A 23,453-nucleotide genomic window follows, 5' to 3' on the forward strand; every position below is an offset into this window, starting at 1 on the left:
TCATATCCATTTGAACCGTCGCAAAACCACGATTTCGACCAGCACCAAAATCGCCATGATGGCGCACACCACCCAGAACGCCCACGGCGTATCGCCGCCGGGAATGCCGCCCACGTTGATGCCCAATAGCCCCGTCAGAAAACCAAGCGGCAACATGATGGTGGCGACGATGGTCAGGGTGTACATCGTGCGTTCCATGCGTTGAGAGGCCCGGTTGACCAGTTCGTCTTGAATCATGGATGAACGTTCGCGCACTTCATCCAGCTCTTCGGTCATGCGCGTGACGCGGTCAATGGTTTCGCGCAGGCGGCCTTCGACTCGGTCGTCGAGCCATTGCTCATCCAATTGCGACAACCGTACCAATGCTTCTCGTTGAGGGTTGATATATCGCCGCAAGGTGATTGCAATCCTCCGGCAATCGATGAGCTGAGTGCGCAGGTCGCGCAGGTTCAGGGGCTCGCCGGAATCGGCACCGATCAACTGACCTTCCAAATCGACCACCAAATCCCCTAGACCTTCGATGGTCGGCCCCATACGATCCGTCATTCGAGCCGCCAACCGCGCCACCAGATGTCCAGGCGTCGTCGGCCCCTTACCGGACGACAGTTGCGCGCGGATGTCTTCCACCGCCATCAGGCGGCGAAATCGGGTGGATATGACTCGATGTTCATCGATCCACATGCGGATGGAGACCATATCTTCCGGCACCGCGCCGGGGTTGAGGTTGACGCCGCGCAACACCAGCAGCACGCCGTCTTCATACCAATCGCAACGCGGCCGTGATTCTTCCGCCAGTAGACCATCGACGACGAAGGTGTCGAGTCGGCTGTGTTCTCGAAGCCAGCTTTCCGTATCCGGGTCGGCACAATCCAAATGAACCCAAGCCGCACCCTGATCTGCGGTCCAACTGTTCACACCCGCCCAGTCGATTTCTTGTCCGCTGCCACGGCCATCGAGCAGGTAGGCGCAGATCAAATGTGAATGTTCTGACATCGTTATGCGCTCCGTCGGTGCCCGTCATCGGCTGGATGGTAGCTTAAAGCGTGAAGGCGGTGAACAGTACAAATTCCATCGCCGCAGATCGGACGTTGGATCAACCGCCCACGCGAATGTGTTTTTCCGACAGCCACCCCGAAACCGTGGGCAGTTGGATCAATGCCCAGCCGTCTCTATGTTCAACGACGAAGCCTGAGTAGACGCCCTTGGCGACACGCCCCATCACCGTGCATTGCGCACCGCCGCACGAACGTACCCGTAGCGTCGATGCGTTGATGGTGATTTTTTGTGATTGCGGTAATTGACGCATGCTACGTTCGAGGACATCCGCTCGCGATGAAAACAAAGCCGCTTTTGCCTCGTTTTTGGGCGGCAAATTCAAAGCGAAGGACTGGGCCAATGGCCACAAATTAGGGCCCTTGGGCCCAAGGGCGAAGGCCGATAACACAGCCCCCTCGCAACGGGGCAAATGTGCCACCGCCAAGCGCGCCGACCAACCTGAATTTTCGAGATAAGGGTGAACAGCCTTGGCGACATCCGGACGGGCATTTTTCACCGCCACATTGGCCACAATCTTGTCGCACACCGCCAGCACCACTTTGGACATGGACATGCCGAGTAGCTGATGGCCGGCCCACCCGCTCGCCGTTAACACATCGTCATTGTTCAATTGGCGCGCCGTCAACGCCGTCGGGTTGTCGCCGCCGATGGCGACGGCATCCATATATCCATATGTACCGGAAATCTGCGGCCAATCGACGAGAGGGCTCATGTTCTCTGCGGGATATGAATCGACCTCCACCAATTGCGGTGGCTGCGGTGGAGGTGCGGTCGGGGGCAAAGTTTGCGATCCATTTTCTAAATGCGCCCGGTTTGCAGCACTTGCGTTCTTTATCTCTTGGATCGACAACTCTATCGTTGCTGGAACACTGGCATCGTTATTTTTGACAAGGTAAGCGGCTACCCCGCCGATCACACAGCTGGCGACAAAAGCCCCGCCGAACCAGGGAAGAAAACGTCCGTAGCGTTCCATCGGCCGCATACGCTGCGACGCCGCTCGACCACGATTCGCAAACCGATCGTCGGCCCTCAAATTTGATCGATTATCCCCTTGCTTCATGGCGTTATGGTGCCCGCAGGCGCGCTTTATGGCAAGAAATTCCGCTTATCAGCCATACTGGTTCGGACCATCAACGGAGGGGCGGATTCATGGGCAACCCAAACCGCACTGCTTAAAATCGCATTGCGCTTTTCGTCGTCACCGACCCATGCCGCGCGCTGAACTGGAAAATTTGTCGTCCTTGCGTCGATGAACGACATCGCCGGGTCATCGGTTGTATCGACCAGCGGCCAAGCGACAACCGCCAAAGCACCGGCGATCGATAGTGGAAATATCAAACGCATTGCCTTCGTCCCCTGTACTTCACGCAATTTCCATTTTCGATAGATCCATTCAACACCGTCTTTGCGTCGGCGGCAGGGCGTGAATGAGGCGATTTGCAGGCGCGCACACCAGACACGAAAAAGCCGGGCCAAACCGGGCCCGGCTTCAACGATATGAAATGAAACGACGCTTAGATGACCTTGCGCATCTCGATCACGAACTTATCCATTTCCGTGCCGAGAACTTCGGCCTGTTTGGACAATTCGCCCGCAGCGCCCAAGACGTCATGAGCACTGTGACCGGTTTCGTTCGCTGCCTGGGTAACTTGAACGATGTTCGTCGTCACTTCGGTGGTACCCGAAGAGGCCTGTTCCACGTTGCGCGCAATTTCTTGCGTCGCTGCGCCCTGCTCTTCGACCGCCGCCGCGATGGCCGAGGTGATCTCGTTCATCTTGTTGATGGTGCCGCCGATGGATCCGATGACCGTAACCGCATCCTGCGTAGCGCTTTGGATACCGCCGATTTGCGCGGAGATTTCCTCGGTCGCCTTGGCCGTCTGGTTGGCAAGGTTTTTCACTTCCGACGCCACCACCGCGAAGCCCTTACCGGCTTCACCGGCACGTGCCGCTTCGATGGTCGCGTTCAAGGCCAGCAAGTTGGTTTGATCGGCGATGTCGGTGATCAGAGCCACAACCTCGCCGATTTTCTGCGCGGCCGTCGCCAAGCCTTGGACCTTTTCGTTGGCGCCATCGACTTCGACCACGGCAGCACCAGCGATCTGCGTCGACTGCGCAACTTGGCGGGAAATTTCGCTGATCGAGCTGGACAGCTCTTCCGCAGCGGATGCAACCGTTTGCACGTTGGTGGATGCTTCTTCAGCGGCAGAAGCAACCGTCGTCGCTTGTTGGCTGGTGGCTTGCGCCGTGCTTTCCATGCCCTGCGCGGTGGATTGCAGCTCAGTCGCTGCAGATGCAACGGTATCGACCACGTGCTTCATGTTGGTTTCAAAATCGTCTGCAACGGCAGAGAAGTTCTTGACCTTCAATGCAATCGCCTCGGTCGCGCCGTTGAACACGTTGGCGGCGTTGAGGAACGTGCCCTTCATGCCGCCCGGCAGGATCCGGCGGAAATATTTGTTGCGCGACACGTATTCCTGACACGCCATGGATTCACGGACATATGCGTCGCAACGGTCGATCATCGAGTTGATGGTCTGCTGCATTTCGCCCAAATCGCCGCCTTCGACGATGCCGATAATACGCGCTTCGAAATCGCCTTCGTCGATGCGTTTGCACACATCGATGGTGCGGCGAAATTCCTTATTGGCCTTGGTCAGCAACAATAAACCACCTATGGCGCTCAAGACCCCGATGCCGATGACGATTTCGTTGACGAACGTCGGCGCGCCGGCCAAGACCGTAGCTTCGGCGGCGATAGCGGACGCCGCGGTGACGATGATCGCGATTTTAGCTTTGGAGAGAGAAGATGAACTCATCGTACGCGACCCCCTTTTCCTCAAGAATTTTCAGCAGCGTGTCATAAGCTTCGTTCATGCCGTCCTTGCGGTTGGCATGGCTGTTTTCAATATCGAGCAATTTCTTGTAGAGCGGCATAATCACGTTTTCGAGAACCTTGCGGTCCGCCGTGCGACGATTGGAATGATAGCCGACGATCTTGCCGTTGGTATCGAAACTGGGCGTAACGTGCGCCAGAACCCAATAATGATCGCCGTTTTTCGAGCGGTTGACCACATAGGCAAACAGCTCTTTGCCGGACGAAATCGTGTCCCACAGCAGCTTAAAGACTGCGCGTGGCATATCCGGATGACGAATGACCGAGTGCGGTTGGCCGATGGTTTCCGCTTCCGTCATGCCTGCAAGACGCAAAAAAACGTCGTTTGCGTAAACGAGACGGCCGGTGGGATCGGTTTTGCTGACGATGATTTCGTCATCGTCGAAAAAACGCTCAACTCCGGTAAGAGTTTCATTTCGTGCCATTGAACAGTTCCAAATCCCTCAAAATTGCACATAAAAACAACTCAGCACTTTACGCCGCCATCCCCATTTCAGCGTAAAACTCAGCAATTGCATGCTCTTGGGGCTATCAGATCCGTCTGGTAAGACCACTTTCACCCTTTATACTACCACTAAGGTATAATGCGCGTGTGTTAACGCAAGATAAACAATAAGTTACTTGCATCATTACACTTGATCTCGGCAAAATTCAGCGAACATCGGAACCGGGACCCGAAAGCATACGGTTGTATGTACATCAATTTGGCGTTTATTCAAGTGCGCAGTTGACCCCCGGTGGATTTTCCCACGCTAGCGACAACTTTTGTAGCTACGGCTTCGATCTCTTCATCCGTCATGGTCTTGTCGAACGGCTGCAACGTCACCTGGATGGCCACGGACTTTTTGCCCTCCGCCACGCCTTGGCCCTGATAGACGTCGAACAACTGCACGTCGCTGATCAGGCCTTTCTCGGCGCCCAGAGCCGCCCGCACGATTTGCGCGGCCTCGACGGTTTCATCGACCAAGAACGCAAAATCACGCTCTACAGACTGAAACGCCGACAGCTTGACCAATGGACGGGCTTGGCTCTTTTTCGCCTTAGACTGTGGCAAGTTGTCGAGAAACACCTCAAACGCCACCACCGGGCCTTTGACGCCCATCTTTTTCAGCGTGCCGGGATGGACCTCGCCAAAATTCGCCAGCACCGTTTTGGGGCCGAGATGCAAACTGCCCGAACGCCCCGGGTGATACCAGCCGGGGCCGCCCGCTTCGGCGGGGAAGACCTGCAGATTATCGACCGGCGCGCCTGCTGCCGACAACGCCGCGATGGCGTCGGCCTTGGCGTCGAACGCATCGACGTTGCGCGGCGGACCTGCCCAGTTGCGCCCCACCGCTTGACCCGAGCGCACACCGGCGGCGACCAAGGTCTGGTCGTCGACGCCGTCGCCCGCAAACTGCGGACCGACTTCAAACAGCGTGCCATCGTGAGAACCGCGCGCGTCGTTGCGCCCAAGCGCCGCAATCAGGTTGGGCAGCAAGCACGGGCGCATGACGTCGAGATCCGCTGAAATCGGATTGCTCAGCCGCAAGCTCTCGGGCACGCCGCCGTCGCCGGCGAACAACTCCGCATGGGTGCTGGGCAGGAACGAATAGGTCACCGCCTCGACCAAACCACGGCCCGCCAAGGTGCGGCGCACGCCGCGCCGACGGCGCATCACCGGACTGACCGCCGGGTGAGGCAATGCATCGGTGCGCTCCATCGAAACGTGGGGGATGTTGTGATAGCCGTGTACGCGGACGATTTCCTCGACCACGCAGGCTTCGCCGACCATGTCGCCACGCCACGCGGGAGCTTCGACCTGCCAGCTATCCGCGCCCTTATGAACGATGAAGCCGAGCACCGTGAGAATGCGTTCCATTTCCGCTTCGTCGACCTCGACGCCGGTCAAGCCTTTGACGCGCGCCGGGCGAAAATCGATTTTGAGCCGCCAATCGGGGCCGTCGCCGGCAACGATGGTGTTGGACGGTTCGCCGCCGCACAGCTGCAAAATCAAACGGGTGGCGTTTTCGCACCCATCGACGGCGAAATCGTTGTCGATGCCACGCTCGAACCGATAGCGCGCATCACTCATCAGGTTGAGTTTGCGCCCGGTCGCCGCGGTGCGCACCGGATCGAAAATGGCGCTTTCGATGAACACGTTGACGGTGTCTTCGGTGCAGCCGCTTTCTTCGCCACCCATCACGCCCGCAAGCGCTTCGGCTTTGGCGTCGTCGGCGATCACGCACATCTCTTCGTCGATGGCATATTCCTTGCCATCAAGCGCCAGCAGTTTTTCGCCCGCACGGCCCAGCCGCGCGGTGATGTTGCCGCTGACCTTGTCGGCGTCGAACACGTGCAACGGGCGGCCAAGATCGAAGGTCGAATAGTTGGTGATGTCGACCAGCGCCGAAATCGGGCGCAGACCAATCGCCAGCAGGCGGTCCTGCATCCACTTCGGCGACGGGCCGTTTTTGACGCCGCGCACATAGCGCCCGGCAAATTGCGAGCACGCGGTTTCGGCACCGGCCGGGAAGTCGAGCTTGACGTCGATGGGGCTGTCGAAAACGCCTTTAACGGCTTCGATCCCATGGGGCTTCAAGGTCCCCAAGCCGCTGGCGGCGAGATCGCGGGCGATGCCGCGCACGCCCAGGCAGTCGCCACGGTTGGGCGTGATGGCGATTTCGATCACCGGATCGGCGAGGCCCATGACATCGACGGCGCGGGCACCGACTTCGGCGCTTGGGTCCAGGTCGACGATACCGGTGTGCTCGTCCGACAAGCCCATTTCGCGTTCCGACAACATCATGCCCTTGCTGTCCACACCGCGAATGGTCGCATCCTTCAGCGTCACGTCCAGGCCCGGCACGTACATGCCGGACGCACCGAACACGCCCTTCAGGCCTTTGCGCGCGTTGGGCGCACCGCACACGACTTGAAGAATTTCACGACCGTTGTTGACCTTGAGAATTTGCAGCTTGTCGGCGTCGGGATGCTTTTCGGCTTCCAGCACTTCGCCGACGACGAAGCCTTCCAAACCTTCGGCACGGTCTTCGACGCCTTCGACTTCCAAACCCAACATCGTCAGACGTTCGACCACTTGGTCCAAGGTCGCGTCGGTGTCGAGATGATCTTTGAGCCAGCTCAGCGTGAATTTCATTGGTTCAACCCTCCCACCATCGACGGCACATCCAAGGCCTGGAATCCGTAATGACGCAACCAGCGCAGATCCGATTCATAGAACGTGCGCAGATCGGGTATGCCGTATTTCAGCATCGCCAAGCGCTCGATGCCGATGCCGAAGGCGAAGCCCTGATACTTGGTGGAATCGATGCCGCAGTTTTCCAAAACCTTGCCGTTGACCATGCCGCAGCCGAGAATTTCCAGCCAGTCTTCACCATGGCCGATCTTGAACTCGCCGCCCTTACGCGAACAGCCGATGTCGACTTCCGCAGACGGTTCGGTGAACGGGAAATAGCTGGGGCGGAACCGCACCGGCAGCTCGTCGACGCCGAAAAAGGCCCGGCAAAAATCGATCAGGCAACCCTTGAGGTGCCCCATGTGGGTGGTTTCATCCACCACCAAGCCCTCGATCTGATGAAACATCGGCGAGTGGGTGGCGTCGTAATCGCAGCGGTACGTGCGTCCCGGCGCGATGATGCGCAGCGGCGGCTTGGAATGCATCATGGTACGGATTTGCACCGGCGATGTGTGGGTGCGCAAAACCTTGCGACCCTTTTCACCGACGCCGGGCAGATAAAAGGTGTCGTGTTCCTGACGTGCGGGATGGTCTTCGGGGATATTCAGGGCGGTGAAGTTGTACCAGTCGTCTTCGATTTCCGGACCTTCGGCGACCTCGAAACCCATTTCACCCAAAATCGCCACGACCTCTTCGATGGTCTGGCTGATGGGATGGATGAAGCCTTCGCGCTCGGGCCGCGTGGGCAAGGTGACGTCGATCTTTTCGGCCAACAGCTTGGCGTTCAGTTCGGCGTCCGCCATGGCGGTTTTTTTCGCCTCGATGGCGGCGGCGACGTCGTCCTTGATGGCGTTGAGCGCTTGGCCTGCGGCTTTACGTTGTTCGGGCTCCAGGCCGCCGAGATTTTTCATCTGGGCCGTGATCGCGCCCTTTTTGCCCAATGCTGCGACGCGCACCTCATCGAGCGCTTGAAGGCTGTCCGCGGCCTGCACCTGAGCGAGAAGATCGGCTTTGAGTTTATCCATCGTGTCCGACACGTTCGTTCCCCTTAAACACACAAAAGGGGCCGGCGTTAGGCGCCAGCCCCTCTCGAAATAACGCTCAGATCGGAATTATCCGATCCGGTGTCTTACTTGGCGAGAGCGGCCTGGGCCTGTTCCACCAAGCTTTTAAACGCATCCGGCTCGCGCACGGCGAGGTCGGCGAGAACCTTGCGGTCCAGCTCGATACCGGCCTTGGACAGGCCGTTCATGAAGGTCGAGTAGGTCAGGCCGCTGAGGCGTGCGCCGGCGTTGATACGCTGGATCCACAGTTTGCGGAATTCGCGCTTTTTGGTGCGGCGGTCGCGGTAGGCGTATTGCAGACCTTTTTCGACCTTTTCAACGGCAACGCTGAAAACGTTTTTATTACGGCCGCGGTAGCCTTTGGCTGCCTTGATGACTTTGCGGTGGCGGGCGTGAGTGGTAACACCACGTTTCACACGGGACATATCTTTTCTCCGTCTCTAAATCGCTGCGACGCTTATTTCGCGTACGGCATGTAGCTCAGCACGAGCTTGGCGTCGGCATCACACAGGATCATGGTGCCACGGGCTTTGCGCTTCATGCTCTGAGAGCGGCGGCGCAACATGTGCTGGGTGCAGGCGGCACCGGAACGGACTTTACCGCTACCGGTGAGACGGAAGCGCTTCTTGGCGCTGGATTTCGTCTTCAGCTTGGGCATTTTGCTTATCCTTCGTCTGTGGATGCACGGCCGAAGAGGGTGCATCCGGTTTTGCATTTCAAAGGCGGTCCAGGCATGCCCTGCCATGCCGCCCGTAACGATCTTTCCCGCAGACGTGCGAGGAAGGCCGGGTTATAGCCAATCGGCGACCCCAATGCAAGGGCTGAATCGCTTGCGATCATTGACTTACGCAGCCGGCGGGGCGGCACAAAAAATCGCCCCTTCGCCTCACGTTTGGGGGGAGGAGGCGAAGGGGCGGACGGGCGGTCCGTTCAAGTCTGGGGGGAGACTGAGGGGCTGGACCGCCGGTCATCTCGTGTTCAAGCCGCCAAAAGCTCCGGCATGTTCTTGGCCAAAGCCTGACGCGCCTTGGTTTCCAGGCCGGTCAACGCAAACCCCAAAGTCTCGCCGTCCGCGCCGATGAACAAGGCACGGCGGTCCTGGCCGCTGCCTTCGATCACCCATTCGCCCACCGCGCCGGGTTTGGGGGGGCACACCACGGCCGGCAAAGCAGGGGTTTTCACCGCCACCGGCAGCGCCGGCAGAAACACTTGGGTCGGCGTGCCGCTCAAGGTCCCCGCCAGGGCGCGGGCCTCAGCCATCAACGGCAGGATGAACGGCAACATGCCCGCATCCGTTTCGGCGCAATCGCCCAGCGCATAAATATTCGGGTCCGACGTGCGCAGATAGCCATCGACGCGAATGCCGCGATCTACGCTCAGGCCCGCGGTGCGCGCCAATCCGGTGTTCGCCACCAGGCCGATGGCCGTGAGCGCGTGGTCGAACACGACCCGTTTGCCATCGTCGAGACGGGCGATGTTGCCGTGCTCGTCCGCCACCACGCCGGTGACCACCCGGCCCATGTGAAAGCGAACGCCGATGGCGCTGAGCGCATCTTGCATCACTTGGCCCAAATCGTCCGGCAACAGCCGCGACAGAGGTTGCGGCGCAGGGTCGACCACATCGACGCTGTACCCCGCGCCGGCCAGATCGTTGGCGAATTCGGTCCCGATCAAACCCGCACCGATGAGCAAAACCCGAGCCTGTTCGCCCAATCCTTCGCGCCACTGGGCATAGTCGCGCAAGTTGTTGACGGCGGGTAGCGGCACCGCGGTGCTGCCTTCGACCTCATAAGGGCGCGGGCTTGCGCCCACCGCCAGGACCAGATTGCCGTAACCGATCACTTCGCGGCCCTTACCCGTGTTGACGATCACCGCTTTATCCTTGCGATTGATCGCGATGACTTGGGTGTCGCTCCAAACCTGGGCGTTCAAATCTTCGCTCACTTGAGCGGCGGTTTTCTGCACCAAGTCTTGCGGCGACTTGCCCTGGGCGAAGGCGTTGGAAATCATCGGTTTGGAATAAACCGCACCATCGTCCCCCGTGATCAGCATGATGGTGGTTTCACCATTCAGCTTGCGCAGTTCGCGCGCCAGGGTGATCCCGGCCATGCCGGTGCCAATGATAACGGTGTCGGCGTGATAAAGGGGGGCGTTCATGGCTTGGTCCTTATGTCTTGAAAATGGGGGCGGTGAAGAGGGGCGGCTTAAGCCGCCGCCTCCATCACTTCGAAGTCTTCCTTGGACACACCGCAATCGGGGCAGGCCCAGTCGTCGGGGATGTCGGCGAACGCGGTGCCGGCGGGGATACCGTCTTCGGGCATGCCGACGACCGGGTCGTAGACGTAGTTGCAGACAACGCAGATGTACTTTTGGTTATTCATAGCTTGGTTTCCTTTTTCGTATGTCGTGTTGTTTTGTTTGCTTATTCGGCGGCTGCGGCGTTGGAACGAACCTTGTCCAGCGCGTCCTGATAGTGACCGGCGTGGCGCTCTTCGACCTTGGCCAGCGCGGCGAAGCGTTTGGCGGCCTTTTCGAGCACGGCGGCGAACATTTCAGCGTGTTCGCGGCTTTCTTCAATCTGCTCGTCCATTTCCTTGACCGCGTCCATGCGGCCTTCTTCCAGGGCGAGGTGACGGAACTTCGGATACATTTCGGTGTATTCGTAGGTCTCGCCTTCGACCGCCAATTCCAGCATGCGGTCCACGGTCAGTTCTTTGGACGGGTACAGCAGTTCCAGGTGGCCAAAAGCGTGGGCGGTCTCTTGCTCTGCGGTGGCTTCGAAAACTTCGGCCACATCGACGGCGCCGAGCGCGCGGCACTGACGGGCGAAGTAGAGGTACTTGCGGTTGGCCATCGACTCGCCGGCGAAAGCGGCTTCGAGGTTCTCGATGGTCACGGATTTTTTATCGGTGTTGCTCATGTTTGTTCTCCAGATTTGTCGGTTGCGGTGATCGCTTGGTGTTTGCTTGGGTGTTCGTTGAGAGCAAACATACGGATCTTGAATAAATCGATCCAATGGATTAAATTTCTTTCAGTTATCGAAGGAATCGATTATGTATCTGCCGACATTGCGCCAACTGGAATACCTCATCGCGGTGGTCGATCTGCGCCATTTCGGCCATGCCGCCGATCGCTGCCACGTCACCCAATCGACGCTCAGCGCGGGACTGCGCGAATTGGAAACGCTGCTTCAGGCGGAACTGGTGGAACGCACCCGGCGCAAGGTCCAACCCACCCCGTTAGGGCTGGAGATCGCGGACAAGGCCCGCGTGGTGCTCGACGGCGCGCGCGAAATTGCCGAGGTCGCCAGCGCCGCCAGCCAACCGCTCAGCGGGCGCATGCGCTTGGGCGTGATTCCGACCATCGGGCCGTTCGTGTTGCCGCGCGTGCTGGCCGGTTTGCGCGAGGCCTATCCGGACTTGAAGCTGTATTTGAAGGAAGGCCGCTCGGCCGAAGTCATCGACCAACTGAACCGCGGCGATCTTGAAGCAGCAATCATCGCCCAGCCCTACGACATCGGCGCGCTGCAATCCATGACCTTGGGCGACGACGCTTTTTGGGTGGCGTTGCCGCGCAATCATCCTTTGGCGAAAAAACGCAGCCTGTCGCCCGCCGACCTGCCGACGGATGAATTGTTGATGCTCGAAGACGGCCATTGCCTGCGCGATCATGCCTTGGCGGCGTGCGAACTTTCCGGACTGCGCAGCGGTGCGCGCCAAAGCGGCAACTTTGAATCGTCGAGTCTTTACACCCTCGCCGAAATGGTCGCCAACGGTCTGGGCATCACGTTCCTGCCGGAAATCGCGCTCAGTTCGGGCATGATCAACACCACCAACCTGGAGGTCCGCCCGCTCAAAACAAACGGTGCGCCGCGTCAAATCGGGCTGGTGTGGCGTTCGGCGTTTCGCCGCGATTTGGACATCGCGGCGCTGGGCGCCTATCTACGCGGGCGCATGGCGGGCCTGCGCGTGAAGCGCGCGAAATGAAAAATCAGTGTGAAGCGCACGAAATGAAAACGAGCTGAACCGCCTGCGTTCGTTCAATCGAACATCGCGTCGATGTCGGCTTGGCTGACGCTTTCTTCGCCTTCCAACGCCGGGCCGTCCATCGGCACGTCGCCATCTTTTGGCTTTTCGACGGGGCGTACCGGCAGCGCGGCGATCGAATCCTTGCCGATGATCACCACCAACGAACTTAACGTGCCTTCCAGCAAATTCATCGTTTGCACGATCTTGCCGATACGCTGGCCGGTGATGTCTTGAAAGGTGCATGCCTCGAACACGTGGTTGGAATGTTCGATGATTTTGTCGAGATCGTCAGTGACCTCGCCGATGCGGATGCGGTCCTTGAGACTTTCGGCGATGCTCGATGTCGCCTCGGTCGCTTCCATGATCGTGTTGGTGGCGTCTTCGGTGGCTTGCACGATGGCCGCCAATTGATCGGCCGCTTTGTTGAAATGATCGACCGGCGCATTGGGATGCTTGACGGTGGCAATTTCAGTTTTGATGCGCTCCATATATTCATAGAGCTGCACGATCTGGCGTGACAGTTCGTCGTACTGGGCTTTGGTGATGGCGTCGGTCATGGCGGAAAGTTATCACTTCCCTGACCGCCGTGCACGCCCGAACGACACGAAAAAAGCAAAAACCCCCGCCCAGTTGGGACGGGGGTTTTGAATTCTTGCGGCTTGGCGGCGAGAGTTATTTCGGCGCCAGCACCATGGTCATCATACGCCCTTCGGATTTGGGCATCTGTTCGACCTTGGTCAGTTCTTCCAGCTCATCGCGCATCTTGATCAAGACCTTGAGGCCGAGATCCTGGTGCGCCATTTCGCGGCCGCGGAAGCGGATGGTGACTTTCACTTTGTCGCCGTTATCGAGGAACTTGCGCGCCGCCTTCATCTTGACTTCATAATCATGAATGTCGATGCCGGGGCGCATCTTGATCTCCTTGATCGCGATGACCTTCTGCTTCTTTTTCGCCTCGTTGCGCTTTTTCTGTTCCTCGTACTTGTACTTGCCGTAGTCGAGGATTTTGCACACCGGCGGTTCTGCGTTGGGCGATACCTCAACCAGATCCAGGCCGTGGCCCGCTGCAATTTCAATGGCTTCTGCGGTGGGTTTTACGCCGATCATTTCACCATCGGGTCCGACCAGTCGGACTTCGTCTACGGTGATGCGTTCATTGACGCGCGGTCCATCAATGGTCGGTTTCTTGTTAAAAGGTGGGCGGGAGATGGCCCTTCTCCTACAGTTGTGCGCCTCCGGGCGGCGCTTAAAAATTTACAGTGCTGAACTTTTTTATGAAGCGAGGCTTAGCTCCCGGCGAGCGGGCCCTTTGCTTCGGCAGTGAGGATATCAATTGCCTCTGCAAGCGCAAGGATTTCTTGATCCTTGCCGCCCAGACGGCGCACCGCGACCTTGCCTTCTTCGGCTTCGCGCTTGCCGACGACCAAAATCGCCGGAACTTTCTTGTGGCTATGGTCGCGGATTTTGTAGTTGATCTTTTCGTTGCGGATGTCGATTTCGGCGCGAATACCGGCCTTTTTCAAGGCCTTATAGACGTCTTCGGCATAATCGTCGGCGTCCGAGGTGATGGTCGTGACCACCGCCTGAACCGGCGCCAACCACAACGGCAGCCGCCCGGCGTAGTTTTCGATCAAGATGCCGATAAAGCGCTCGAACGAACCGAGAATGGCCCGGTGCAACATCACCGGACGATGCTTTTCGCCGTCTTCGCCGACATAGGCGGCATCCAGACGTTCCGGCAAAACGAAATCGACCTGCAAGGTACCGCACTGCCAGTCGCGGCCGATGGCATCGCGCAGCACGAATTCCAGCTTCGGTCCATAGAACGCGCCTTCGCCGGGATTGAGGGTCATTTCCACCCCGGCGGCCTCGGACGCTTGGCGCAAGGCGTTTTCGGCCTTGTCCCAGGTTTCGTTGGTGCCGGCGCGCTTTTCCGGACGGTCGGAGAATTTGACCACAAAGTCTTCGAAGCCGAAATCCTTGTAGACCGACGACAGCAAGGCGATGAACGCCTTGGTTTCCGACTCGATCTGGTCTTCGGTGCAGAAGATGTGGGCGTCGTCCTGAACGAACGCGCGCACCCGCATCAAACCATGTAACGCACCGGACGGTTCGTTGCGCGCGCACGAGCCGAACTCGGCCATGCGGAACGGCAGATCGCGATAGCTGGTGGTGCCTTGCTTGAAAATCTGCACGTGACACGGGCAGTTCATCGGCTTGATGGCCAAGATGCGGTCTTCGGATTCGGCGACGAACATGTTCTCGCGGAATTTTTCCCAGTGTCCGGACGCTTCCCACAAGCTGCGGTCGACCATCTGCGGGGTGTTGACCTCGACGTAACCGGCCTCTTCCAAGCGGGCGCGCATGTAGTTTTGCACCGCGCGGTACATGGTCCAGCCGTTGGGGTGCCAAAACACCGAGCCCTGCGCCACGTCTTGCAGGTGAAACAGCGACATTTCCCGGCCCAGGCGGCGATGATCGCGCTTTTCAGCCTCTTCCAGCATGTGCAGATAAGCCGCCAGTTGCTTCTTATCGGCCCAGGCGGTGCCATAGATGCGCTGGAGCATTTCATTGTTGGAATCGCCGCGCCAGTACGCACCCGCCAGCTTCATCAGCTTGAACGCCTTGCCCAGCTTGCCGGTGGACGGCAAGTGCGGGCCACGGCACAGGTCGATGAAGTCGCCTTGGCGATACAGCGAAATGGTTTGGCCTTCGGGGATCGCTTCGATGATCTGGGCTTTGTAGTGCTCGCCCTTTTCCTTGAAGAATTCGATCGCCTCGGAACGGTCCCACTCTTCGCGGGTGATCTCTTCGTTGCGGTCGACGATTTCCATCATGCGCTTTTCGATCTTTTCCAGATCGTCGGGCGTAAACGGTTCGGCGCGGGCGAAATCGTAATAAAAGCCGTTTTCGATGGCCGGACCTATGGTCACCTGCACGTCGGGATACAGTTCTTGCACGGCTTCGGCCATCACGTGCGCGGCGTCGTGACGCAGCAGTTCCAGCGCCTCTTCGTCCTTGGCGGTGACGATGGCGAACGCGCTATCTTCGGTGATGGTCTGGGACAAATCCGCCATCTCGCCGTTGATTTTAACCGCCAAAGCGGCCTTCGCCAGGCCCGGACCGATTTCAGCCGCGACGTCGGCACCCGTCACCGGGGCGTCGTATTTGCGGATGGAACCGTCGGGAAGTGTCAGCTGAACCATGAAACCTGTGCCTTACCTTGCAAAATCGCACGAAAACATATTTGAAACCCGGGAATGTAAGGGGATTCAGGGCCCTGTCAAGGTGCCTCTGTCGGGGCTTATGTCGCCGCGTGCGAGTCCAGTGCGCCAATGCGCACCCCGGCGTCCCAAACCTCAGCAACGGAAAGCGCTTCAAGGCTCTCTTTGCGCAGGATTTTGACGCGCGGTCCGCGTTGCGCACACAGCGCCGGGTCGCTTTCGAACGAATAGACCACCACGCTGGGACAGCCCGCCAGCGTGATCATGTGCATCGGCCCGGTGTCGTTGCCGACCGCCAGCGCCGCACCGCGCGCCAATACCGCAATGTCGATGAAATCGGTCTTGGCGCACAAATTCACGGTTCCCGGCGCATCGTGTTCGATCAACGCTGCGATCGCCTGTTCGGCGCGCCCCCCCAGCACCACCGGGGTGACGCCCGCGGCATACAGCCGATTGGCCAGCTCGGCGAAACGTTCCGCAGGCCAGCGCTTGGCCGGACGGTGCGGCGCGCCGCCGGGCACCAGCAACGCGAACGGCTTTTCGATGCCGAACGCGCTGACGTCCTTGGCCGCGAAGCTGAGGTCCGACAGCCCCACATCGTGGATGCCCGCCTTGGCCAGCTGTTCCTTTTGCCGGTCGATGGTGTGCATCAGATCGCGCTGGCTATTGTCGTGGGGGTGCGAGCAACCACGCGCGATGCCCGACCACTCGGGACGCTTGCCCGGACCGAGAATATGAAAATAAAAGCTCGAGCGATCGGACGTCTGCAAATCGTACACGCGGGTAAACTTTCCCGACTTGAGCTTTTGGCGCAGCCGCCTGATGCGGCCGATCTGCCACGCCTTGGGGCGTTCTTCGTCGACCCACACATCGTCGAACAAACCGCTGGCGCGGGCCAGATCGACGTAAGGCTTGGACGTCAGCAACACCACATGCGCGCCGCCGGGGCGGTTTTGATGATGGCGGCGAATCGCCGCCATGGGCCCCAACGCTTGGACGAAATCGCCCAATGCGCCCAGCTTGATGATGAGAATGCGTTCGCCCGCTTCGTTCACGCCGTTACACGTCCCTGCCGCGTTCGCGCAGCACCTCGCGATAGACGTTGAGGGTCTTTTCGCACATCGCGTCCTTGGAAAAATGTTCGCGCACGCTCGTCAACGCGCGCTCGGCAAAGGCGCGGCGGCCGTCTTCATCCAGGCTCAACGCCGACCGCAACGCTTCGGCCAACGCCGCCTTGTCGCCAGGGGGAAACAACCAGCCGGTCTGTCCCTCGATGATGGTTTCGCACGCCCCGCCATGATCGGGGGCCACCACCGGACGGCCCAGGGCCTGGGCCTCGATCACCACGCGGCCGAACGCTTCGGGATCGGTCGAGGCCGAAACCACCACGTCGGCCATCATGTAAGCGGCGGGCATGTCGTCGCAGTGGTCGAAAATGCGCACCACCGAACTGAGGCCGTTTTGTTCGATCAGGCGTTCCAATTCCTTGCGGTAACCGGTGCGGCCCTGGTCGGAACCCACCAGCACGCAACGTATGTCGTTGCGCCCCAGCGCCGCGATCGCTTCGATGAACACCGCCTGGCCTTTCCAGCGGGTCAGACGCCCGGGCAACATCACCACCGGATAACCGTCTTCCAGACGCCACGTTTGCGACAACTTGACCACCCGCTCGGCACTGACCAGCCCAGCGTTGAAGCTGTCCAGATCGACGCCGCGATGAATAATGCGGATCTTGTCGCCCGGCGCGCCGTACATCTGCTTCAAATGTCCGGCGATGAACTTGGAAATGGCGATCACCCGGTCACCCCGGGTCATGATCGAATTGTAGAACCTTTTCAAGGCCGTGCCGACGGAATAGGTGCCGTGAAAGGTGGTGACGAACGCCGTGCCGGTACGTTGGCAGGCGTAATAGGCGCTCCACGCGGGGGCCCGCGAACGGGCGTGCACGATGTCCACACCCTGTTCCTTGATCAGCTTTTCCAACTTGGAAATGTTGGCATAGATGGTCAGCGGATTTTTAGAATGCAGCGGCAGTTGGAAATGATCCGCGCCCGCGCGTTGCAGCTGATAAACCCGCTCGCCGCCGTTGGACGCCACCAAAGAGCCCCAGCCTTGCGCCGAAATGCAGCCAGCGATTTCCACCGTGCCGCGTTCCACCCCGCCGCTGCCGCCGAGTGCGGGCAGCACCTGCAAAATGGTCACCGGCGGCTTTTGAGACGGATTTTCCCCGCCGCCAACGGTTCCCGTGTCCGGTGCGCGTTTGGCGGCCGGGTTAAGAATGGTATGGTTCTGCGTAATGCTCATAGCCCCTTCGGTCTTCGCCGTTCTTTACAATGAAAGGTCTGGCACGGCATAAAGAATGGTTGCAGTTCATAAGTGAGGTGTCCAGAGAAATGCAAGCCCCAACTTCCAATGGCCCCAACTCAGCACCGCAAATCGTCACCCGTGAAGACGGCGCGACGATCGCCTACCACTTCACTCCCGGCAAGAATCGCGACAAGCCGACCGGGGTGATGTTTCTCGGCGGGTTCAAGTCCGACATGGAAGGCAGCAAGGCGCTGGCGCTGGAATCGTGGTGCCAAGACCAAGGCCGGGCCTTTTTGCGGTTCGACTACACCGGGCATGGAAAATCGTCGGGCGCGTTCGTCGACGGCACCATCGGCCAGTGGGCCGCCGATGCAATGTATGCTTTGGATCATCTCACCGAAGGCCCGCAAGTTCTGGTCGGCAGCTCGATGGGCGGCTGGCTGATGTTGCTGGTGGCGCGCGAGCGCCCGGAACGGCTGAGGGGTCTGGTCGGTTTGGCCAGCGCGCCGGACTTCACCGAAGACTTGATGTGGAACGAGCTCAACGACGCGCAGCGTGCTGAATTGGACCGCGAAGGTCACGTCGCCCTGCCCAGCGATTACGATCCGCTCAACCCCTACATCATCACCAAAGCCTTGATCGAAGACGGCAAGAACCATCTTTTGCTGCGCGACCCGCTCAATATTCAGGTGCCGGTGCGTTTGATTCAGGGTATGCAGGACCGCGACGTGCCTTGGGCGACGGCGCTCAAGCTGCAAGATGCCTTGGTCACGGACGATGTGGAGATCCAGTTCGTCAAGAACGGCGATCACCGCCTGTCGGAGACCGCCGACCTCAGGCGGCTGACGCGCACGCTGGGCAACCTGTTGAACGACCTTGAGAATCCGGATAGAGAGACGGCATGACCCCCATCCTCAACAAACTCATTTTCGGCTTCACGTTTTTCCGCGAACGTTACTTTTCCGAACGCAAGGACCTCTACCGCCGCTTGGTGCGCGAAGGCCAAAAGCCCAAGGTGGTGATGATCGCGTGCGCCGATTCGCGGGTCGACCCGGCGATCGTGCTGCAAACCGATCCCGGCGACGTCTTCGCCATTCGCAACGTCGCCAATCTGGTGCCGCCCTACGAAGAAGACGAAAACGGCGAAATCTCCTATCACGGCACCTCGGCGGCGTTGGAATTTGCCGTTGAACAATTGGGCGTCGAGCACGTGGTGGTGTTCGGCCACGCCCACTGTTCAGGCGTCAAAGCCATGATTCACGGCCAAGAAGGCAACAAGGTCGCGGGCCGCTTTGTCGGTGCGTGGACCAGCATCGTCGACAAGGCTTACGAGCACGCCAAGGCCGCCGACCCGCACATCGAGGGCGAGGATTTGGACCGGGCCTGCGAACGCCATGCGGTGCTGGTGTCGCTCGACAACCTCATGACCTTCCCGTTCATCCGCGAACGGGTCGAGGCCGGAACGTTGCAAATTCACGGCTGGTACCTCGACATCGCCGAGGGTGAACTGTCCAGCTACGACGCCAACGAAAAGCGTTTCACGCCGTTGATGTAAGCGCCGTCACGCCTTCATCCCTTCCACCGCCAGCACCGCTTGCAGGCCGGATTTGTAGTCGGGATAGTCCAGCACCACGCCCAGTTCGTCCTTGATTTTGTCATTCATCACCAAGCGATTGTCGGCCCAAAAGGTTTGCGCCATGGGCGACATGGTTTTCACCGCTTCTTCATAGGGAATTTCATCTGGCACCGGCGCACCCAGCAGCTCGCAGGCGTACTTGATGACATCGCTGGGCTGGGCCGGGTCGTCGTCGCAGACGTTGTAGATGCCGCCCGGATTGGGCCTGGCCATCGACGCCTTCAAGACCTGAGCGATGTCGGCGACGTGGATGCGTGAAAACAAATGCCCCGGCTGAGAGATGCGCTGGGCGCGACCCGCGCGGACCTTATCGAGGGGGCTGCGTCCCGGTCCGTAAATGCCCGCCAGGCGAAACACGTGCAGCGGCAAACGGCTGCGCACCGCGAGGTTCTGCCAACGGGTTTCGGCCAGACCGCGAAAGCGCGAACGTTCCTGGGTCGGCAACAGCCGGGACGTTTCGTTGACCGGCTTGCCGCCGGTGTCGCCGTAAACCCCGACCGTGGACAGGTAGCCCAGCCATTCGATAATGCCGCCTTGATGTTGGGCATGGCGCGCCAGATCGTCGCCGTGCAGATCCAGCACCGGATCACCTGCCGCATCCGGCGGCACCGACAGCAACACATGGGTAACGTCGGCGAACAGTTTGTCGAAATTTTCCAAGGGGTGGTTGCGATCGAACACCAGCGCGCCCGCGCCGCCATCATCGCCGGGGCGATGGGTGCCGGTGACGCGCCAACCTTGGCGTTGCAGATCTAGGGCCAGCCAGCTGGCGCTGTAGCCGAGGCCGAAACAAAACAGATGGGGCGTTTTTTGGGTCATGAAATTTTGCCATGCTTGCTTTTTGGTGAGCGCGCGGCAACTGTAGCCACCATGATGCGCACAACACAAGCCACAACCCTGCTCGGCGTCGGCGCGACGATGTTCATGCTTGCCATCGGCGCCGCGCATGGCGAAACCACCGCCGAGGCGCAAAACCGTTATCACGCCTGCATGGGCAAAGCGAAAGTCAGCCCCGAGGCGGCATTCGACGACGCCACCCAATGGGAAGGGCTGGGCGGGGGTTTGCCCGCACGACATTGCGCCTTGGCCGCCTTGATGGAAATCGGCCACTACGGCGAGGCTGCGCAAGGGCTGGAAAAGCTCGCCGACGCGGTCCATGCCGGTGCGGCCTTCAAGGCGCAAGTTTTGGTGCAAAGCGCGCGCGCGTGGGTGGCTGCGGGCGATCCAAAACGCGCCGCCGCCGTGGCGGATACAGCGCTGAACCTGGCCCCCAACGACACCCATGCGTTTCTCATCCGCGCCCAGGCCCTGGCCTTGCAAGGCGCCTATTGGGAAGCCGCTGACGACCTCAGCCGGGTGATTTATTCCGATCCCGAAAACGTCGAAGCGTTGGTGATGCGCGGCGCGGCGTATCGTCAGTTGGACGCCCTGGATCTGGCGCTCGACGACTTGAACCGCGCCTTGGCGTTGAACCCCAACCACCCCGAAGGGCTGCTGGAACGGGGCATCGTGCACCGTCTGTCCTTGCGCAAAAGCGCGGCGCGAACCGACTGGAACCGGGTGATCGAACACGCCCCCTCGTCGCAAGCGGCAGAGGCCGCCGGCGCCAATCTGCACGCCCTGGATTCGGGTGTCGAGTAATCGGCCTGGAAACCCGACCCCGGGGCTCTTATATTAGCGCTAACGCAATTACAAATCTGGACAGGCCCATGAGCAACAACCATCTCGAAACGCCCGAATTCCCCCTCAACTCCAGTGGGGATGCCGACGGTCCGACCCATCGCCAAGCCCATGAAATCGGCTGCGGCGCGTTGGTGATCCGCTCTACAGAAGACGGTCATGCGGTGTGCCTGAAACTCGACCGCATCGGTAAGGAATACGTCCATCACTACGTGATCGTTTTGGACCCCAAGCCCGAGGGCGAGATGGAATTGGTCTACGTCGACCCGGAAGAAAAGCTGTTCGACTGCTTCGCCACCTTGGACCTGGAATTGGGTGAAGCCGAAGACGTTGCGGTCAAAACCGGTCACGCGTTCGAAAACAAGGACGGCCACTTCATCAAATTGCTGGACGACCCCAAGACGCAAAAGATGTTCTGCTTCGCCGAACCGGCCACCGGCTTGGTGCGCATCCGCCAGGAACGCAATCTCAAAAACGTGCACCCCAACTGGAAAGCCCGCGCCAAGTTCAAAAACGAAGTCGTCGAACTGGCGCACCTGTTGGAGCACTTCGCCGAGGAATTGTGACGTTTGTCCTCAATTCGCGGCTTTTGGGGGCTCGTTTATTACTAAAAATCCAAATCTGAATAGTGCTTGGGCGGCGGCACGCCGGGAATGTGGTCGTGCAGCAACGGACGGAAGCTGGGGCGCGATTTGATGCGCGCGTACCAATCCTTGGCCAGCGGATAGTCCATCCACGGCACATCGCCCAAATAATCGATGCACGACAGATGCGCGCCCGCGGTGATGTCGGCGAGCGAGAAATGATCGCCCGCCAGCCAGGTGCGGCGTTCGACCAGATAGCCGATGTAGGCGAGGTGATGCTTGACGTTGGTTTTGCCCGCACGGATCGCCGTGCTGTCGGGCGAGCCGAGGCGTAAGAATCGTTTCATGACCTTTTCGCCGACCAGATTGACCACCACTTCGCGGTCGAATTTGTCGTCGAACCACTGACACAAACGGCGCACTTCGGCGCGTTCCATCGGGTTTGCGCCCAACAACGGCGGATTGGGGGTCGATTCGTCCAGATATTCCGCGATCACCTGTCCGCCGGAAATCGCCGTACCGGCGGTTTCGACCAGAACCGGCACTTCACCGGCGGGGTTGATGCGCAAAAAAGCCTCGCGGCGCTCCCAGGTTTTTTCCACCTCGAGATCGAATTCAAGCTTCTTTTCCCCCAACACGATCCGCACTTTGCGGCAATGGGGCGATAGCCAATTGTGATAAAGCGTGCGCATGGGGAACTTATACATCAACTTTTGCGAAGGGGAACATAGGCGTTTTGTTGGAGCGTAACCTTTGGCGAGATGCACCGAATTAGATCATGAAACCGCCTCAGTTGACGCCTACATTATAGTCACTCGAAATCATTGGAGCCGACCCATGCTGATCAAAACGCCGAAATCCTGGCAGTTGCGCGAATCGGACGCCACCCCGCAAAAAATCTACCTCCAACGGCGCGCCTTCATGAAGGGCACCGCCGCCGCGATCACCGGCGGCATCGCCGGCAGCGTGTTCGGCCGCGATGCCTTCGCCGCCTGGGTCAAAGGCGAAAAGCTGCCCAATCTGGTCAAAAGCGCCTACACGGTGGACGCCCCGACCACGCCGTACGAATCGGTCACCGAGTACAACAACTTCTACGAATTCGGCACCGGCAAGGACGACCCGTTCGACAACGCCAAGGATTTCGTCACCAAGCCCTGGACCATCGAAATCGCCGGTGAAGTCGCCAAGCCGGGCGTTTACGACGTCGAAGACCTGCTGCGCCCCCATCAAATGGAAGAGCGCATATACCGCCATCGCTGCGTCGAAACCTGGTCGATGGTGGTGCCGTGGGCGGGCGTCGCGCTGGCCGACATCATCAAGCGCCTGGAGCCCACCTCGCGGGCCAAGTACGTCGCGTTCGAAACCCTGCACGACCCCAAGCGCATGCCCGGCCAAAACCGCCGCGTGCTGGAATGGCCCTACGTCGAAGGCCTGCGCATGGACGAAGCGATGAACCCGCTGACGTTGCTGGCGACCGGCGTTTACGGCGAGGTCATGCCGCCGCAAAACGGCGCGCCGGTACGTCTGGTGGTGCCGTGGAAATACGGCTTCAAGGGCATCAAATCGATCGTGCGCATCACCTTCACCGAAAAAGAACCGCCGACGTCGTGGAATTTGGCGGCGTCCAACGAATACGGCTTTTATGCCAACGTGAACCCCGAGGTTTCCCACCCGCGCTGGTCCCAAGCCAAGGAACGCCCCATCGGCAAATTCTTCAAGGAACCGACCTTGATGTTCAATGGCTACGCCGATGAGGTCGCACACATGTATAGTGGCATGGATTTGGCGAAGTATTTCTGA

The 23,453-nt window shown here is 59.6% G+C and carries 25 protein-coding genes; 6 read left to right on the top strand and 19 right to left on the bottom strand.

The features are described from left to right. From VIN96_RS10255 to VIN96_RS10310, 12 genes are all read right to left on the bottom strand, one after another. Complete coding sequence (locus VIN96_RS10255) at positions 1-993, bottom strand: zinc transporter ZntB (RefSeq protein ID WP_331895950.1); 993 nt, start codon at positions 991-993, stop codon at positions 1-3. A 100-nt stretch (positions 994-1,093) separates the two neighbouring features. Next, positions 1,094-2,029 (bottom strand): hypothetical protein, encoded by a 936-nt coding sequence (locus VIN96_RS10260; RefSeq protein ID WP_331895952.1) that lies wholly within the window; start codon positions 2,027-2,029, stop codon positions 1,094-1,096. Between the two features lie 113 nt (positions 2,030-2,142). Next, positions 2,143-2,532, bottom strand: coding sequence for a hypothetical protein (locus VIN96_RS10265; protein WP_331895953.1), 390 nt, complete (start codon positions 2,530-2,532; stop codon positions 2,143-2,145). 38 nt (positions 2,533-2,570) lie between these two features. Next, positions 2,571-3,875: a methyl-accepting chemotaxis protein gene (locus tag VIN96_RS10270; protein ID WP_331895955.1), complete on the bottom strand. Its 1,305-nt coding sequence runs from the start codon at positions 3,873-3,875 to the stop codon at positions 2,571-2,573. Further along, positions 3,847-4,377 carry a PAS domain-containing protein gene (locus VIN96_RS10275; protein WP_331895956.1) on the bottom strand — a complete coding sequence of 177 codons (531 nt, stop codon included), beginning with the start codon at positions 4,375-4,377 and terminating at the stop codon, positions 3,847-3,849. The genes VIN96_RS10270 and VIN96_RS10275 overlap by 29 nt, the downstream gene beginning before the upstream one ends. Positions 4,378-4,667: 290 nt before the next feature. Further along, positions 4,668-7,091, bottom strand: a complete 2,424-nt coding sequence (gene pheT, locus VIN96_RS10280) for a phenylalanine--tRNA ligase subunit beta (RefSeq protein ID WP_331895957.1) — start codon at positions 7,089-7,091, stop codon at positions 4,668-4,670. Continuing rightward, a complete protein-coding gene (gene pheS, locus VIN96_RS10285; RefSeq protein WP_331896063.1) occupies positions 7,088-8,155 on the bottom strand; it encodes a phenylalanine--tRNA ligase subunit alpha in 1,068 nt (355 codons plus the stop codon). The genes pheT and pheS overlap by 4 nt, the downstream gene beginning before the upstream one ends. A gap of 104 nt (positions 8,156-8,259) precedes the next feature. After that, positions 8,260-8,619 (bottom strand): 50S ribosomal protein L20, encoded by a 360-nt coding sequence (gene rplT / locus VIN96_RS10290; protein ID WP_331895958.1) that lies wholly within the window; start codon positions 8,617-8,619, stop codon positions 8,260-8,262. Positions 8,620-8,651: 32 nt separating this feature from the next. Continuing rightward, positions 8,652-8,852, bottom strand: a complete 201-nt coding sequence (gene rpmI / locus VIN96_RS10295; RefSeq protein WP_331895959.1) for a 50S ribosomal protein L35 — start codon at positions 8,850-8,852, stop codon at positions 8,652-8,654. A 320-nt stretch (positions 8,853-9,172) separates the two neighbouring features. Then, positions 9,173-10,351: an NAD(P)/FAD-dependent oxidoreductase gene (locus tag VIN96_RS10300; RefSeq protein ID WP_331895960.1), complete on the bottom strand. Its 1,179-nt coding sequence runs from the start codon at positions 10,349-10,351 to the stop codon at positions 9,173-9,175. Positions 10,352-10,398: 47 nt separating this feature from the next. After that, positions 10,399-10,575 carry a rubredoxin gene (locus VIN96_RS10305; RefSeq protein WP_331895962.1) on the bottom strand — a complete coding sequence of 59 codons (177 nt, stop codon included), beginning with the start codon at positions 10,573-10,575 and terminating at the stop codon, positions 10,399-10,401. Positions 10,576-10,616: 41 nt separating this feature from the next. Next, complete coding sequence (locus tag VIN96_RS10310; RefSeq protein ID WP_331895964.1) at positions 10,617-11,114, bottom strand: rubrerythrin family protein; 498 nt, start codon at positions 11,112-11,114, stop codon at positions 10,617-10,619. 133 nt (positions 11,115-11,247) lie between these two features. On the opposite strand from VIN96_RS10310, the gene VIN96_RS10315 reads away from it, so the two are divergent. After that, on the top strand, positions 11,248-12,180 hold the full coding sequence (locus VIN96_RS10315; RefSeq protein ID WP_331895966.1) for a hydrogen peroxide-inducible genes activator: 933 nt from the start codon (positions 11,248-11,250) through the stop codon (positions 12,178-12,180). A gap of 53 nt (positions 12,181-12,233) precedes the next feature. Here VIN96_RS10315 and VIN96_RS10320 read toward each other — a convergent pair whose 3' ends face one another. From VIN96_RS10320 to VIN96_RS10340, 5 genes are all read right to left on the bottom strand, one after another. After that, positions 12,234-12,779: a hypothetical protein gene (locus VIN96_RS10320; protein ID WP_331895967.1), complete on the bottom strand. Its 546-nt coding sequence runs from the start codon at positions 12,777-12,779 to the stop codon at positions 12,234-12,236. A 115-nt stretch (positions 12,780-12,894) separates the two neighbouring features. Then, positions 12,895-13,431, bottom strand: a complete 537-nt coding sequence (infC, locus tag VIN96_RS10325) for a translation initiation factor IF-3 (RefSeq protein ID WP_331896065.1) — start codon at positions 13,429-13,431, stop codon at positions 12,895-12,897. A 77-nt stretch (positions 13,432-13,508) separates the two neighbouring features. Beyond that, on the bottom strand, positions 13,509-15,428 hold the full coding sequence (gene thrS / locus VIN96_RS10330; protein WP_331895968.1) for a threonine--tRNA ligase: 1,920 nt from the start codon (positions 15,426-15,428) through the stop codon (positions 13,509-13,511). Positions 15,429-15,526: 98 nt separating this feature from the next. Further along, positions 15,527-16,501, bottom strand: coding sequence for a glycosyltransferase family 9 protein (locus tag VIN96_RS10335; RefSeq protein ID WP_331895970.1), 975 nt, complete (start codon positions 16,499-16,501; stop codon positions 15,527-15,529). A 4-nt stretch (positions 16,502-16,505) separates the two neighbouring features. After that, positions 16,506-17,750, bottom strand: coding sequence for a glycosyltransferase family 4 protein (locus VIN96_RS10340; RefSeq protein WP_331895971.1), 1,245 nt, complete (start codon positions 17,748-17,750; stop codon positions 16,506-16,508). Between the two features lie 89 nt (positions 17,751-17,839). Between VIN96_RS10340 and VIN96_RS10345 the strand changes: the two genes are divergently transcribed. Next, entirely contained in the window at positions 17,840-18,658 is an 819-nt protein-coding gene (locus tag VIN96_RS10345) for an alpha/beta hydrolase (RefSeq protein WP_331895973.1), read from the top strand. Then, positions 18,655-19,308 carry a carbonic anhydrase gene (locus VIN96_RS10350; protein ID WP_331895975.1) on the top strand — a complete coding sequence of 218 codons (654 nt, stop codon included), beginning with the start codon at positions 18,655-18,657 and terminating at the stop codon, positions 19,306-19,308. The genes VIN96_RS10345 and VIN96_RS10350 overlap by 4 nt, the downstream gene beginning before the upstream one ends. Positions 19,309-19,314: 6 nt before the next feature. Here the strand turns inward: VIN96_RS10350 and VIN96_RS10355 are convergent, their stop codons facing one another. After that, on the bottom strand, positions 19,315-20,208 hold the full coding sequence (locus VIN96_RS10355) for an SDR family oxidoreductase (protein WP_331895976.1): 894 nt from the start codon (positions 20,206-20,208) through the stop codon (positions 19,315-19,317). A 51-nt stretch (positions 20,209-20,259) separates the two neighbouring features. Between VIN96_RS10355 and VIN96_RS10360 the strand changes: the two genes are divergently transcribed. Together VIN96_RS10360 and VIN96_RS10365 are read left to right on the top strand one after the other, a co-directional pair. After that, on the top strand, positions 20,260-21,030 hold the full coding sequence (locus tag VIN96_RS10360) for a tetratricopeptide repeat protein (protein ID WP_331895978.1): 771 nt from the start codon (positions 20,260-20,262) through the stop codon (positions 21,028-21,030). A gap of 68 nt (positions 21,031-21,098) precedes the next feature. Next, a complete protein-coding gene (locus VIN96_RS10365) occupies positions 21,099-21,635 on the top strand; it encodes a hypothetical protein (RefSeq protein WP_331895979.1) in 537 nt (178 codons plus the stop codon). A 41-nt stretch (positions 21,636-21,676) separates the two neighbouring features. Here the strand turns inward: VIN96_RS10365 and VIN96_RS10370 are convergent, their stop codons facing one another. Further along, complete coding sequence (locus VIN96_RS10370; RefSeq protein ID WP_331895980.1) at positions 21,677-22,345, bottom strand: glutathione S-transferase family protein; 669 nt, start codon at positions 22,343-22,345, stop codon at positions 21,677-21,679. 145 nt (positions 22,346-22,490) lie between these two features. On the opposite strand from VIN96_RS10370, the gene msrP reads away from it, so the two are divergent. Beyond that, positions 22,491-23,453, top strand: coding sequence for a protein-methionine-sulfoxide reductase catalytic subunit MsrP (msrP, locus tag VIN96_RS10375; RefSeq protein ID WP_331895981.1), 963 nt, complete (start codon positions 22,491-22,493; stop codon positions 23,451-23,453).

The organism is Magnetovibrio sp. (genome assembly GCF_036568125.1).
Classification (GTDB): domain Bacteria; phylum Pseudomonadota; class Alphaproteobacteria; order Rhodospirillales; family Magnetovibrionaceae; genus Magnetovibrio.

What these genes read in the sequence shown, in the direction of transcription:
- VIN96_RS10340 (WP_331895971.1), bottom strand. Translation starts at nt 17,750, where the DNA reads ATGAGCATTACGCAGAACCATACCATTCTTAACCCGGCCGCCAAACGC.
- VIN96_RS10345 (WP_331895973.1), top strand. Translation starts at nt 17,840, where the DNA reads ATGCAAGCCCCAACTTCCAATGGCCCCAACTCAGCACCGCAAATCGTC.
- VIN96_RS10305 (WP_331895962.1), bottom strand. Translation starts at nt 10,575, where the DNA reads ATGAATAACCAAAAGTACATCTGCGTTGTCTGCAACTACGTCTACGAC.
- VIN96_RS10300 (WP_331895960.1), bottom strand. Translation starts at nt 10,351, where the DNA reads ATGAACGCCCCCCTTTATCACGCCGACACCGTTATCATTGGCACCGGC.
- VIN96_RS10370 (WP_331895980.1), bottom strand. Translation starts at nt 22,345, where the DNA reads ATGCGCACGCTTTATCACAATTGGCTATCGCCCCATTGCCGCAAAGTG.
- rplT (WP_331895958.1), bottom strand. Translation starts at nt 8,619, where the DNA reads ATGTCCCGTGTGAAACGTGGTGTTACCACTCACGCCCGCCACCGCAAA.
- VIN96_RS10350 (WP_331895975.1), top strand. Translation starts at nt 18,655, where the DNA reads ATGACCCCCATCCTCAACAAACTCATTTTCGGCTTCACGTTTTTCCGC.
- pheS (WP_331896063.1), bottom strand. Translation starts at nt 8,155, where the DNA reads ATGGATAAACTCAAAGCCGATCTTCTCGCTCAGGTGCAGGCCGCGGAC.
- VIN96_RS10310 (WP_331895964.1), bottom strand. Translation starts at nt 11,114, where the DNA reads ATGAGCAACACCGATAAAAAATCCGTGACCATCGAGAACCTCGAAGCC.
- VIN96_RS10255 (WP_331895950.1), bottom strand. Translation starts at nt 993, where the DNA reads ATGTCAGAACATTCACATTTGATCTGCGCCTACCTGCTCGATGGCCGT.
- pheT (WP_331895957.1), bottom strand. Translation starts at nt 7,091, where the DNA reads ATGAAATTCACGCTGAGCTGGCTCAAAGATCATCTCGACACCGACGCG.
- VIN96_RS10315 (WP_331895966.1), top strand. Translation starts at nt 11,248, where the DNA reads ATGTATCTGCCGACATTGCGCCAACTGGAATACCTCATCGCGGTGGTC.
- VIN96_RS10360 (WP_331895978.1), top strand. Translation starts at nt 20,260, where the DNA reads ATGATGCGCACAACACAAGCCACAACCCTGCTCGGCGTCGGCGCGACG.
- VIN96_RS10260 (WP_331895952.1), bottom strand. Translation starts at nt 2,029, where the DNA reads ATGGAACGCTACGGACGTTTTCTTCCCTGGTTCGGCGGGGCTTTTGTC.
- VIN96_RS10355 (WP_331895976.1), bottom strand. Translation starts at nt 20,208, where the DNA reads ATGACCCAAAAAACGCCCCATCTGTTTTGTTTCGGCCTCGGCTACAGC.
- VIN96_RS10365 (WP_331895979.1), top strand. Translation starts at nt 21,099, where the DNA reads ATGAGCAACAACCATCTCGAAACGCCCGAATTCCCCCTCAACTCCAGT.
- VIN96_RS10320 (WP_331895967.1), bottom strand. Translation starts at nt 12,779, where the DNA reads ATGACCGACGCCATCACCAAAGCCCAGTACGACGAACTGTCACGCCAG.
- thrS (WP_331895968.1), bottom strand. Translation starts at nt 15,428, where the DNA reads ATGGTTCAGCTGACACTTCCCGACGGTTCCATCCGCAAATACGACGCC.
- msrP (WP_331895981.1), top strand. Translation starts at nt 22,491, where the DNA reads ATGCTGATCAAAACGCCGAAATCCTGGCAGTTGCGCGAATCGGACGCC.
- rpmI (WP_331895959.1), bottom strand. Translation starts at nt 8,852, where the DNA reads ATGCCCAAGCTGAAGACGAAATCCAGCGCCAAGAAGCGCTTCCGTCTC.
- VIN96_RS10275 (WP_331895956.1), bottom strand. Translation starts at nt 4,377, where the DNA reads ATGGCACGAAATGAAACTCTTACCGGAGTTGAGCGTTTTTTCGACGAT.
- VIN96_RS10270 (WP_331895955.1), bottom strand. Translation starts at nt 3,875, where the DNA reads ATGAGTTCATCTTCTCTCTCCAAAGCTAAAATCGCGATCATCGTCACC.